The 12501-nt window shown below is 69.2% G+C and carries 11 protein-coding genes and 2 tRNA genes; 7 read left to right on the forward strand and 6 right to left on the reverse strand.

Translation table 11 applies throughout. The annotated features are described in order from the left end of the window. Nucleotides 1-14: 14 nt before the first annotated feature. Genes ACYVK3_RS16470 through ACYVK3_RS16480 form a run of 3 tightly spaced genes read right to left on the reverse strand, consistent with a single transcriptional unit; the run spans nt 15 to nt 3012 of the window. Nucleotides 15-1703 (reverse strand): DUF885 domain-containing protein, encoded by a 1689-nt coding sequence (locus ACYVK3_RS16470; RefSeq protein WP_460498426.1) that lies wholly within the window; start codon nt 1701-1703, stop codon nt 15-17. Next, nucleotides 1700-2674 carry a prephenate dehydrogenase gene (locus ACYVK3_RS16475; protein WP_460498427.1) on the reverse strand — a complete coding sequence of 325 codons (975 nt, stop codon included), beginning with the start codon at nt 2672-2674 and terminating at the stop codon, nt 1700-1702. The genes ACYVK3_RS16470 and ACYVK3_RS16475 overlap by 4 nt, the downstream gene beginning before the upstream one ends. Further along, nucleotides 2674-3012: a GroES family chaperonin gene (locus ACYVK3_RS16480; RefSeq protein WP_460498428.1), complete on the reverse strand. Its 339-nt coding sequence runs from the start codon at nt 3010-3012 to the stop codon at nt 2674-2676. Before ACYVK3_RS16480 ends, ACYVK3_RS16475 begins: the two co-directional genes overlap by 1 nt. 181 nt (nt 3013-3193) lie before the next feature. Here ACYVK3_RS16480 and ACYVK3_RS16485 point away from each other — a divergent pair, with 181 nt between their 5' ends. The 5 genes from ACYVK3_RS16485 to ACYVK3_RS16505 all read left to right on the forward strand — a co-directional run bounded on the left by ACYVK3_RS16485 (nt 3194) and on the right by ACYVK3_RS16505 (nt 9116). After that, a complete protein-coding gene (locus ACYVK3_RS16485; protein WP_460498429.1) occupies nt 3194-4510 on the forward strand; it encodes an AI-2E family transporter in 1317 nt (438 codons plus the stop codon). Next, entirely contained in the window at nt 4507-6441 is a 1935-nt protein-coding gene (locus ACYVK3_RS16490; protein ID WP_460498430.1) for an ATP-dependent DNA helicase, read from the forward strand. The genes ACYVK3_RS16485 and ACYVK3_RS16490 overlap by 4 nt, the downstream gene beginning before the upstream one ends. A gap of 224 nt (nt 6442-6665) precedes the next feature. Next, complete coding sequence (locus ACYVK3_RS16495) at nt 6666-7295, forward strand: DUF47 domain-containing protein (RefSeq protein ID WP_460498431.1); 630 nt, start codon at nt 6666-6668, stop codon at nt 7293-7295. Nucleotide 7296: 1 nt separating this feature from the next. Continuing rightward, a complete protein-coding gene (locus tag ACYVK3_RS16500) occupies nt 7297-8310 on the forward strand; it encodes an inorganic phosphate transporter (protein ID WP_460498432.1) in 1014 nt (337 codons plus the stop codon). Nucleotides 8311-8360: 50 nt separating this feature from the next. Beyond that, nucleotides 8361-9116, forward strand: a complete 756-nt coding sequence (locus tag ACYVK3_RS16505; protein ID WP_460498433.1) for an NUDIX hydrolase — start codon at nt 8361-8363, stop codon at nt 9114-9116. Nucleotides 9117-9120: 4 nt separating this feature from the next. Here the strand turns inward: ACYVK3_RS16505 and mshD are convergent, their stop codons facing one another. From mshD to ACYVK3_RS16520, 3 genes are all read right to left on the reverse strand, one after another. Beyond that, a complete protein-coding gene (mshD, locus tag ACYVK3_RS16510) occupies nt 9121-10056 on the reverse strand; it encodes a GNAT family N-acetyltransferase (protein WP_460498434.1) in 936 nt (311 codons plus the stop codon). Nucleotides 10057-10145: 89 nt separating this feature from the next. After that, nucleotides 10146-10238 (reverse strand) — tRNA-Ser (locus ACYVK3_RS16515). 25 nt (nt 10239-10263) lie between these two features. Then, complete coding sequence (locus tag ACYVK3_RS16520) at nt 10264-11106, reverse strand: IucA/IucC family C-terminal-domain containing protein (protein ID WP_460498435.1); 843 nt, start codon at nt 11104-11106, stop codon at nt 10264-10266. Nucleotides 11107-11390: 284 nt separating this feature from the next. On the opposite strand from ACYVK3_RS16520, the gene ACYVK3_RS16525 reads away from it, so the two are divergent. Beyond that, nucleotides 11391-12158, forward strand: coding sequence for a CPBP family intramembrane glutamic endopeptidase (locus ACYVK3_RS16525; protein WP_460498436.1), 768 nt, complete (start codon nt 11391-11393; stop codon nt 12156-12158). 90 nt (nt 12159-12248) lie between these two features. Next, nucleotides 12249-12338 (forward strand) — tRNA-Ser (locus ACYVK3_RS16530). The last annotated feature ends 163 nt before the right edge of the window (nt 12339-12501 follow it).

The following is a 12501-nucleotide window of genomic DNA, read 5'->3' on the forward strand; positions in this document are numbered from 1 at the left end:
TGCCGCAGGCTCGCTCAGATGCGTCCGAGCGCCTCGGCGAAGGGGTCGAGGCCCATCGAACCGAGGTTGAGCGCGTCGGTGTGGAACTGCTTCAGGCTGAAGTCGGCGCCTTTGCGGGCCGCGTAATCGTTGCGGGCGGCCATCCACAGTCGCTCGCCGACCTTGTACGACGGCGCCTGGCCGGCCCAGCCGAGGTAGCGATTGCACTCGAACTGGAGCATGTCGTCCTCGATGCGGCAGTGGGCGCGCATGAACTCGAACATCTTGTCCGCGTCCCACTGCTCGCCCGGCCGCCAGCCGAACGGGTTGTCGGCGGGGATCGCGAACTCGCAGTGCAGTCCGATGTCGACGACGACGCGCGCGGCGCGGAACGCCTGCCCGTCGAGCATCCCGAGCCTGCCGGCCGGGTCCTCGTCGTAGTAGCCGAGTTCGTCCATGAGGCGCTCGGAGTACAACGCCCAGCCCTCGGCGTGGCCCGAGGAGAAGACCATGGTGCGCTGGAAGCGGTTGAGCAGCTCGGAGCGCGCCTGCGTCTGTCCGATCTGGAGGTGGTGTCCCGGGACGCCCTCGTGGTAGACGGTGGTGACCTCGCGCCACTTGGAGAACATCTCCTGGCCGCTCGGCACCGACCACCACATCCGGCCGGGACGTGAGAAGTCCTCGCTCGGTCCGGTGTAGTAGATCGCCCCGTCCTCGGTCGGCGCGATCATGCACTCGATGCGCCGGATCGGCTCGGGGATGTCGAAGTGCTTGTCGGCCAGCTCGGCGATGGTGCGGTCGGCCAGTTCCTGCATCCAGTCGCGGAAGGCGTGCTTGTCGGCGACGTTCTGCTCGGGGTCGGCGTCGAGGTGGGCGATGGCCTCCTCCAGCGACGCGCCCGGCTTGATGGCCTCGGCCACGGCCGCCATCTCGCCCTCGATGCGCGCCAACTCGGTCCAGCCCCACTCGTACGTCTCGGCGAGGTCGATCTCGGCGCCGATGAAGTACCGCGAGGCCCGCGAGTACCTGTCGCGGCCCACGGCGTCCTTCTCAGGTGCCTGCGGGGCGAGCTCCTCGCGCAGGAACTTCGCGAACTTCGTCGTGGCCCACCGCGCCAAGGAGGCGCCGTTGCCCAGGTCGATCTTCAGCTTCCCCGTGGTGATCGGCTCGCCGTCGACCGTGACGCGGTTGATCAGACCGGCCCAGAAGTCGTCGCCGTTCGCGCCGTTCCAGTTGTCGCAGTGCTTCGCGACCTCGAGCACCTGCCGCTTGGACGCGACGCGCCCGGCGGCGGCCTCGGCGCGCAGCGTCTCGGTGTACTGGGTGAACGCATCGGTGACCGCCGCGAGGCGCTGCGCGATGTTCCCGGCCGCCTCCTCGCCCTCGGTCGGCATGAGGTCGAAGATCTGGCGCACATCGTGCACGCCGGAGGTCAGGACGTTCAGGGAGAGGTAGGTGTCGCCCTCGTCGTAGCGCTCGACTTGGAGCCGCAGCCGCTCGAGCATGGCCTCCTTGGCGATGCGCTCGCGCTCGTCGACAGGCTCGGTCGCCTCGACGTCGCGGATCGCCCGGCGGGCCAGATCGGCCTGCTCGGTGCTCCCGGCCGGAGAGAGGTCGTCGAGCAGGTGATCGGAGCCGGACACGCCCAGGTAGGTCGCGGTCATGGGGCTGAGCGCCAAGACATCGTCGACGTACTTGTCGGCGATCTGATCGATTTTTCTCATGAGGTGGACTTTACGCGAGGCCGCCGGACGGTGGCGACCTCCTTGTCCTGTACGGACTCCACCCAACCGCCCGCCTCGCCGAGCGCCAGCAGGCCCTCGCGGGTGATCGTGATCCGCTCCGCCTCACCCGCCTCGGGAGGCCACGAATCGCGCAGTTCCCTCGCCTGCGACAGCCAGCCCCGCAGGGGACCGTCCGGGCCTTGGAGATCGGTCGTCGCCGAGCGAGCGATCACCGTCCGGGCCGTGTTCAGAGCCTGGTCGAACCCGCGCAGCGCTTCGAGCACCCCGAGCCGGTTCCCGGCGACCATGCCCTCGACGAGGTCGGGCGCGCTCGCGGCGACGCGGGTGGCGTCCCGGAACGAGCCGGCCCCCAGGGTCCGGGTCAGCGGGTCGGCCGCGTTCACCGTCAGCGCGGCGGCCACGAGGTGCTCGAGGTGCGAGGACTTCGCGACGGCCGCGTCGTGGGCGGCGGCGGTCGTCGGCACCACGGTCGCGCCGACGCCGATCCACAAGCGCGCCAGCGCCACCCAGTCGCGCAGCTCGGTCTCCTCCTCGATGCACAGCACCCATGTGCGCCCCGTGAACAGGCCGGGCTCGGCCGAGGCGAACCCCGCCGTCTCCTTGCCCGCCATGGGGTGACCGCCGACGAACCGGGGATGGTCGCGGAAGCGCCGGCGGACGGTGGCCTTCACGGAGGCCACATCGGTGATCAGCCCGCGGTAGCCGCCGGCGGGCAGCACGTCCCGGGCGACGGACTCGATGTGCTTGTACGGTGTCGCCACGACCGCGATGTCGGTGTCGAGCAGTTCCTCGGGGTCGGCGGCCGCGGTGAACCGCTCGGCCGCGGCCGAGCGGACCTCGGGGTCGGGGTCGTAGCCGATGATCTCGTGGTCGGTGCCGCGCATCTTCTCGCTGAGCGCCAGAGCGACCGAGCCGCCGATGAGGCCGAGTCCGAGGACCGCGACGCGCATCAGAGGTACAGCCCCGTGTCGCTGTCGTCGACGCGCTTGGCGGCCACGGCGTGGATGTCGCGCTCGCGCATGAGGATGTACAGGTGGCCCTGGAGTTCGACCTCGGCCTTCTCCTCGGGGTCGAACAGCACGCGGTCGCCGGCCTCGACGGAGCGCACGAGCGGGCCGACGCCGACGGCCTCGGCCCACGCCAGACGCCGGCCCATGACGGCGGTGGCGGGGATGACGATGCCGCCGGAGGAGCGGCGCTCGGTCTCGGGGTCCTGTCGCACCAGGAGCCGGTCGTGCAGCAGCCGGATCGGCAGCCCGGTCGCTGAGTCCAACGGTGTATCGGTCACAACATCGGAGCCTACCGCCCGCTCGAGGCGGGCCCGCAGCGTGAGCATCGCCGCTTTGTGCTCGGCCACGCCATGGTCAGCCTGTTCGGAGTCGCATCGAACCGGTACCGTACTGATGACGTCACACCCGCGTCCGCGGCGACGCTTGCGGAGCCGTGATTTAGTGTCGTTTGGAGACAACGTGAGCCGCTTCCGCCGCACCACCGAACGAGCGAGACGACTGTGGATCGGCATGCGCCTCAAGCCGAGCGCCGGACATGCCGAGCAGTCTGACGACGACCTCCCCGACGACGAGGCGATGCCCCCAGCGGACGGCGCGCCCCCGGAGATCTCCGAGACCGCGGACGGCGCGTCACCAGAGCGCCGCTACGTCCCCGTCGGTCTGGCCGTCGGCGCCGCCTGGTCGTGGCGCCTGCTGGTCATCGCGGTCGCCATCTGGGGCGTGCTGTGGCTGCTCAGCCACGTCGCGGTCGTGGTCATCCCGCTGGCGGTATCGTTCCTGCTGGCGGCGATGCTCCAACCCGTGGCCGGCTCGCTGATCCGCCACGGCTGGAACCGGTCCCTCGCCTCGATCCTCGTGCTCGTGGCCGGGCTCGCCGTCGTCGCCGCGGTGCTCACCTTCGTGGTGGTGCAGTTCATCGATGGCATCCAGGACTTCTACGACCAGATCACACAGGGCCTGAACCAGGCGCAGGAGTGGCTGGAGCGCGGGCCGTACGGCCTCGACGGCGAGGACATGGCCGAGATACTCGCCAATGTCCAGGCCAATATCGGCGACTGGTTCCGCGAGAACCAGGACACGCTCGTCCAAAGCGGCCTGGACATCGCCGGCTCGACGGCCTCGGGCATCGGCTACTTCTTCACCGGCCTGTTCCTGGTGCTGTTCACCACGTACTTCTTCATGCGCGACGGGAACAAGATCTGGCACTTCCTGACCGGCATGGCGCCCCGCGCCGCGCGCGAGCCGCTGCGCTACGCCGGTGGCGCAGGCTGGCAGACGCTCGTGCAGTACATGCGGATGATGATCATCGTCGCGGCCGTCGACGCGGTCTTCATCGGACTGGGCCTGTGGCTGCTCAACATCCCGCTCGCCCTGCCGCTGGCGGCGCTGGTGTTCCTCGGCGCCTTCGTGCCGATCGTCGGTGCCACGGTCTCGGGCGCGGTCGCCGTCGTCGTGGCCCTCGTCGGCACCGACAACGGCCTGGTCAACGCCCTGCTGGTGCTCGGCATCGTGCTGGCCGTCCAGCAGATCGAGTCGAACCTCCTCCAGCCGGTGCTCATGAGCCGAGCGGTCAAACTCCATCCGCTCGCGATCGTCCTGGCCGTCACCGCCGGCGGCTTCGCGTTCGGGATCGTCGGCGCGCTCATCGCGGTCCCGCTGCTGGCCATCGTCAACGGCACGGTCCTCGCCCTCAACCGCTTCCACGCCAGGCAGCGCGCGATCGAGGCGCGCGAGGCCGAAGCCGACGCCGGAGAGGAAGCGGTGGCGACGTCGTGACGACAGCGTTGGAAGTCCTCGACGCGGCCGTCGCCGCCACACCCGGCGGGCAGCCCCGCGAGGGCCAGCGCCAGATGGCCGAGGCCGTCGCCGAGACGATCGCCTCGGGCCGCCACCTGCTCGTCCAGGCCGGCACCGGCACCGGCAAGTCGCTGGCGTACCTGTGCGCCGCGCTCGCGGCGGGCGAGACGGTCGTCGTCTCCACCGCCACCCTGGCGCTCCAGCACCAGCTCGTCGCGGTTGACCTGCCGCGCCTGGTCGAGGCCGTCGCGCCCGTGCTCGGGCGCAAGCCCACGTTCGCGCTGCTCAAGGGCCGCCACAACTACATCTGCAAGCGCAAGCTCTCAGGCGAGGAGGACGAGGACGACGGCGCGCTCGAGGGCACCGAGGAGCTCAAGTGGGCCGGGCAGCAGAAGTCCTTCGCCAAGCAGGTGCAGCGGCTGTTCGAGTGGGCGAACGACACCGACACCGGCGACCGCGACGACCTCGATCCGGGCGTGAGCGACCGCGCCTGGCGCCAGGGCTCGACCTCCGCCACCGAATGCGTCGGCGCGAACAACTGCCCGCAGGGCGCCGACTGCTTCGCCGAACTGGCCCGGGGACGCGCCCGCGAGGCCGACATCGTCGTCACCAACCACGCGCTGCTGTCGATCGACATGATGCACGGCCGCACGGTCCTGCCCGAGCACACCGTCCTCATCGTCGACGAGGCGCACGAACTGGTCGACCGCGTCACCTCGGCGGCCCGGGCCGAGTTGAGCCCCGCACGTCTGCGCTGGCTGGCCCAGCGCGGCCGGCGCCTGATCGACGCCGACGCGGCCGAGCAGCTGCGCGAGGCCGCCGACGCGCTGGAGAACGCCCTGAACATGACCGGGGAGCGCCGCTTCACGGAGGAACTGCCCGCGCCGCTCGTCGAGTCGCTCCATCTGATCAACAGCGCCTGCGTCAAGGCGACCACCCTGATGGGCACCCTCGACGCCGAGACGAAGAAGCAGCTGAGCACGCAGCAGCTGAAGGCGGGCCTCACCGAAACGCAGACGACCGCCGGGCGCTGCGTCGCGCCGTCGGCCGAGGACGTGATCTGGTCCGAGCCGAAGGGCCCGCAGCTGGTGGCCGCGCCGCTGTCGGTCGGCGGGCTGCTCTCCGAGCGCCTCTACGAGGAGCGCACCGTCATCGCCACCTCCGCCACGCTCACGCTCGGCGGGAAGTTCGACACCGTCGCCCGCGGCCTGGGCTTGCCGAAGGAGGGCGAGGACTGGCACTCGCTCGACGTCGGTTCGCCGTTCGACTACCGCAAGCAGGGCATCCTCTACGTCGCCTCCGGCCTGCCGCGGCCGACGGCCTCGGGCCTGTCCGAGGAGGCCGGCAAGGAGCTGCTGCGCCTGGTCGAGGCCAGCCGGGGCGCGGCGCTCGGCCTGTTCTCCTCCAAGCGCGCGGCCGAGGCCGCCGCCGAGCTGCTGCGGTCCCACGTCGACTTCGACGTCCTCCTCCAGGGCGAGGAGACGCTCGGGAGCCTCGTCAAGCGCTTCAAGGAGGAGGAGTCGACGTGCCTGCTCGGCGTCATGAGCCTGTGGCAGGGCGTCGACGTGCCGGGCATGACGTGCCGTCTGGTCGTGGTCGACCGGATTCCGTTCCCGCGCCCGACCGAGCCGCTCACCGCCGCCCGATCCGAGGCCGCCGACAAGGACGGGCGCTCGGGCTTCAGCGAGGTCTCGGTGCCGGCCGCGGCCATCCGACTCGCGCAGGGGGCCGGGCGGCTGATCCGCCGCACGACCGACCGCGGCGTCGTCGCGATCCTCGACTCGCGGTTGGAGACCAGCCGCTCCTACGGGCGATTTCTGCGAGATTCGTTGCCGCCCATGTGGTACACGACGAAGTCCGACGCCGTCGTCGGTGCGCTCGGGCGACTTGCGGAGGGCCCCACCGATTGAGGGCCCGATATCGGCCGCCGTCTAAAGGTGAACAACTGGTGAATTCATAGTGAATTGATGTGTAACCCCAGCTTAAAGCGGTTACGTGTACCTGCACACAGCATCATGCGAGCTATTGGGTTCTGTTCACCCTGATGTTACCTTCGGCTGGACGAATTCCACCCCTCCTGCTACCAGATCGGTACAGTGAGGACATACCGACGACTGAAAGATCGAGGTGCCCAGTGCGTTTCTCGCTGAAACCTCAAGAAGGCGCGTTCTATGCCTTCTTCACCGAGGCCGCAGGGAACATCAAGCGCGGACTCACGATCCTCTCCGAACTGGGTGACGACAAGCCCGACTTCCAATCGATCTCCGAGCGCCTCGTCGACGTCGAACACGACAACGACACGCTCACCCACCGGCTGTTCAACAAGATCAACTCCACCTTCGTGACGCCGATGGACCGCAACGACATGCACCAGCTGGCCGGCAAACTCGACGACGTCCTCGACCACGTCGAGGCCGCGGCGAACCTCATCTACCTCTACGGCCTGTCCGAGCTGCCCGCCATCCCCCGGGAGATGATCGAGCAGATCACCGTGCTCGACGCCCAGGCCGACCTCCTGGCCGATTACATGCCCAAGCTCAAGGGCCTCAACTCCTCGATGAAGGAGTACTGGGTCGAGTGCAACCGCCTCGAGAACGACGGCGACCGCGCCTACCGCATGCTGCTCGTGCGCCTCTACTCCGGTGAATACGAGACCCTGACCGTCATGAAGCTCAAAGAGGTCGCCGACGAACTCGAAGCCGCCTGCGACTCCTTCGAGCACGTCAGCAACGTGATCGAAGCCGTGTACGTCAAGGAATCCTGACGTGGACGCTAACCTCATAGCGGTGTTCGTCGCGGTCGGCGCGGCACTGCTGTTCGCCTACACCAACGGTTTCCACGACTCCGCCAACGCCATCGCCACCTCCATCTCCACCAGGGCCCTCAAACCCCGCACCGCCCTGGCAATGGCCGCGGTCGGCAACTTCATCGGCGCCCACCTCGGCGGCGCGGTCGCCAAGACCGTCGCCGACGGACTGGTCGACCTCCCGGTCTCCATGACCGGCCTGATCATCGTCATCGCCGGCGTCCTCGGCTCCATCGGCTGGAACTACGTCGCCTGGTGGTTCGGCTGGCCGATCTCCGCCTCCCACTCACTGCTCGGCGGCGTCGCCGGATCGACGCTCGTCGCGAGCTGGCTCGTCGGCGGCGCCGACGTGTTGTGGATGGGCTTCCTGACGAAGGTCGCCCTGCCGACCGTGGTCTCCCCGCTCGTCGGCTTCGCGCTCGGCTTCCTGGTGATGCTCGCGGTCTTCTGGATCTTCCGCAACGGCCGCCCCGACAAGCTCAACCGCGGCTTCCGCCACGCCCAGAGCGTCTCGGCCGCCGCCATGGCCGTCGGCCACGGCATGCAGGACGCCGCCAAGACCATGGGCATCATCGTCCTGGCCCTCTACGTCGGCGGCTACCAGGACAGCTCCACCGCCATCCCCGAGTGGGTCTACATCGTGTCGGCCGCCGCACTGGCCCTCGGTACCTACCAGGGCGGATGGCGGATCATCAAGACCCTCGGGCGCCGGATCATCGACCTGCACCCCCCGCAGGGCTTCGCCGCCGAGACGGTGGCCTCCTCGGTGCTGTTCGCCAACACCCTCATCGGCGCGCCGATCTCCACCACGCACATCATCACCTCCTCGATCATGGGCGTCGGATCGACCGGCGGCAAGCGCGCCGTCCGGTGGGGCGTGGCACGCACCATCGTCATGGCCTGGATCCTCACCTTCCCCACCGCGGCACTGGTGGGGGCGCTGTTCTACTTCCCGATCAGTTGGATCTTCTAGATTCGCGGATTGCACTGGGCCTGGCCCCGCGCTTCGGATAGCGTGGGGCTATGTCCATCCAGCGCTACGGGAAGTGGGACTTCCGGGCGGTAGACCGCAAGGTCGCCGCCCGCGCCCGGGCCCGCCTCAGAGAGCGCGGAGCGCCCGCCGAACCCGAGCGCGCCGCGTCGGTGGTTCTGCTCAGAGAGGCGCCGCTGCGCGTCTTCTTGCTGAGGCACACCGCGAAAGAGCCGTTCGGTGTCGTCTTCGAGGGCGACCGCGGGACGCTGGAGTCGGTGCAGGACCGCTGGTCGCCCGACACCGAGCCGGGCTTCGGCGGCGCCGAGCGCCTCTCGATCGGCAGCCGCTACGGCTTCCCCGGCGGGCGGCACAAGCCCGACGACCCCGACGTCGCGATGACCGGCGTGCGCGAGGTCGAGGAGGAGACCGGCGCGATGGTGGCGCTCCAGCGCGCCTGGTCGCGGTGGATCACCCCCGAGTACGAGCCGGTCCGCTTCGACGCCTGGATCTACGTCGCCACCCTCGCCGAGGGCTTCCAGCCGCGCATCCGCGTGCGCGAGCCGGAGTACGCGACGTGGGTCGGCCCCGAGCAGGCCGTCTGCCAGTACGGCGGGCAGATGTCGATGCCCGAGGCCACCACGCTCGCCGAACTGAGCCGCTTCTCCACCGTCGGCGAGGTCTTCGCCTCCGCCGAGCAGCGCGACATGTCGCCGATCCTGCCGCGCCTGAGCGCCGACGACGACCACCCGCGCCTGGTGCTGCCCGGCGAGGAGGGCTACCCGTCGGCGGCCCTCAGCCACCTCTGAGGCCTCACACCGGTCGCTTCGCCCACTGGACGTCGGAGCGGACGATCGCGAAGCCCAGCGAGCGGTACAGCTCGACCGCCCGGGCGTTCGACTCGTCGGTGTACAGATCGACCTGGCGGATGCCGCGCGTCGCCAGGTGCGCCAGGCCGGCCAGCGTCAGCACCTTTCCCAGGCCCGTGCCCTGGGCGCGCGGGTCGACGCCGAGGACGTAGATCTCGCCGACCCCGCCCTCGACCTTCGTCCAGTGGAAGCCCAGCAGCCCTTCGGCGTCCTCGGCGACGAGGAGTCCCTCGGGGTCGAACCAGGCCTCCCTCTGGCGGGCCCGCAGGTCCTCCATCGTCCAGCGGCCCTGCTCGGGATGGTCCGCGAACGCGGCGGCGTTGACCCGCAGCCACTCCGGCTCGTCTGCTCCGACCTCGAAGGCGCGCAACGACACGCCTTCGGGCAGGTTCAGGGCCGGGCCGTCGCCCACAGGCCAGTCGCCCCTCGTCCGGGACGGCCACGCCGAGGGCCACACGAAGCCCTCCATGTCACGGCTCAGCTTGAACAGCACCCGATCTCGGATAAAACCCTCCGAAGTAGCCAAAGCGGACGCCGCGGGCAGATCGCCGTGCGCCCAGACCTTCACAGACGTGATCTGTGCCTCAAGTGAGTCGATCACCTCGCGGAGCAGCGCGCGGCCGAGTCCGCGACGCCGGTGGTCCGGACCGACCGCCAATTCGGCGGACGCACCGTCCCCGACGGCCTCGACTTGGGCGTATCCGATGATGGTTTCGTCATGGGGCACAACGAAATGCTTGAGCTCAGGTGAGGCCGGCCGGTGCATGGCGAGGGTGGTCTGCTCGTTGAACGGTTCGATGTCGTCGACCTCGGTGCACCGGTGTGCAAGGGTAACGATCTTGTGAATATCCCGACCCGAGAGTGAAGCATGTTGCGGCATTCAGATACTCTAGGTGCCTGGACTCAGCACCGTGCCGGGGTGCTGAGTCCTCTTACGTTTCTCGAGCCTCTTCTCGGCTCACGCGTATCTGGCGGAGAGGGTGGGATTCGAACCCACGAGGCCGGGGCTACCGACCTGGCGGTTTTCAAGACCGCTGCACTAGTCCACTATGCGACCCCTCCGGGCAACCGCAAATCTACCAAACGCTCAGCGCTGCTCCGTCTGCACGCAGCAGGTGGCGCAGGTGCCGCAGCCGTCGATGGTGAACGCCAGGCAGCAGGTGTGGCGCTGATAGACCAGGCGGCCGTCCTCGCCGGTGGCCACATCGACCAGCTCGGCCACGTCGAAGGCCTCCAGCAGGCGCCTCGCGACGACCTCGGCGGGCTCGCGGCCGGCGCTGGAGCAGGTGGCGGTGGCATAGGCGATGCCCGAGGCCAGCGAGCCCATCAGGGTGCGCCGCCCGATGCGCACCTCGCCCCTGATGGCCTCGAGGACCGGGTCGAGGTGGCGTTCGAACACCGATTCGCGCATCCGCTCGAGCATGGCCGCGTCGTCGGCGACACGCTCGACGCCGGGGGAAGCGCTCGACGGGTCGTCCCGCAGTCCGAGGAACCGCGGGCTGACCTGGCGGCCGGAGAACATCGGCTCGCCGTCGGCGATGGTGAAGACGAAGTTGTCGGCCTCCAGCAGCGGAACGCGCCGCGCGGAGATGTAGCCGAGGACCGCCGGCACGACGACCCAGTAGCAGTAGGTCTTCCACGCCAGCGCGGCCGAGGCGTGCGGCGAGCCGCCCCACAAGCGCGCCGAATCGGCCAGGAGCTCCTTGATGCGACTGCCGTCGGCCAGGGCCGAGCCGGGCAGCTCGGTGCCCTCGACGGTGTCGCCGTCGAGCCACGGGCGCAGGCCCATGAGCGGCTGGGGCCCGTGGTGGCGTTCGACGTGGTCGGCGGCGCTGCGCAGCGGCGCGGCCAGGTCGGGGAAGGAAGGATGCTGCGGTACGAGCTCCCGCAGCTCAAGACGCTGGAGATCGATGGCGGCGGCACTCAGCACGTGAGGCCCTCCACGCATGCGACTCCCATTGGCGACCCCTCTCAGGTAAGGCTGGGCTAACCTTACCTGACTCGGAAGCGAAAGTGTCAAGGAGCTGACTGACAGACCGGAAAAGTGCGCGTAAAAAGCGAGGTGCCGTGAGGGTGAGCGTCGCCGAGTGGGTTGAGGTTCACAGCACCTCGCCTTTACACCGTTGAGTCTGCGCTCGCCTGCGCGTTCGCCGTCGCACACGAGGTGCGACCACCAGGGGGAATTCCCATGGGGCTCTGGCAGGCTTGGCCCTTATGTCGAACGACTCGGCCCTCGCCGCTCCCGTCCTCCGGCGCGAAATCGTCATCGTCCTGGCGCTCTCGCTGGGCGCCTCCGCGATCTGGGCCGTCGTGAGCTTCGTGGCGACCCTGACCGAGCCAGGCGGGCTCGCCGACGCCACCGTCGCGATGAACAGCGCGCGAGCCGAAGCAGAGCGACCCCTGCTGGACCTGACGCGGCAGTTGGTGAGCCTCGCCCTCGCGCTCGCCCCGGTCGCCCTCGCGCTGCACCTGCTGGCCCTGGACCGCGGCAATCCGTTCCGTCTCATCGGGCTCGACAAGACCAGGCCGGGCTTCGACGTCCTCGGCGGCATGGTTCTGGCCGCCGCGATCGGCATCCCCGGGCTGGGCCTGTATTTCACGGCCCGTGCGCTCGGCTTGAACGTGACGATCGCCGCCGCCAATCTCAACGACGTGTGGTGGGCCGTTCCGATCCTCCTCCTCGCCGCCGCGAAGAACGCCGTCCTTGAAGAGGTGGTCGGCGTCGGCTACCTGGTGACACGCCTCCAGCAACTCGCCTGGGGCCCGGTGGCGATCGTCCTCGCCCACGCCGCGCTCCGCGGCACCTATCACCTGTACCAGGGCCTGGGCGGCTTCATCGGCAACGCGGTCATGGGGGCCGTATTCACCCTCGTGTTCTTGCGCTGGAAGCGGACCGGCCCGCTGGTGGTGGCGCACACGATCCTCGACATCGCGGCCTTCGTGGGGTACCTCTTGGTCGCGCCGCACGTGAGCTGGCTCTGACCGGGCCGCACCCGCCTCGCCGATCTGGACCGGGGCCGGTATGCTCATTTCTCGGTACGTGCCAGGGCCGTTTCATGGCTCCCACGGCTCGGAGGATTCGCATAGTGGCCTAGTGCGCCCGCCTGCTAAGCGGGTTCCGGATGAAACCGGTCGGGGGTTCGAATCCCCCATCCTCCGCCAACAAAGCCCTGTTGACCTGCATAAACCCAGGATCGCCGGGGCTGTATTGGTCTCAATGCTTCGAACTTTGCTTAAATATCCCAATCTGCGCGATTGCAAGCCCATGAGCTGCGAATACGCGGGAATTCCGGATCGCATGATCCAACTGGGGCCGGCTTGGTCC

The organism is Glycomyces tarimensis, from assembly GCF_054776215.1.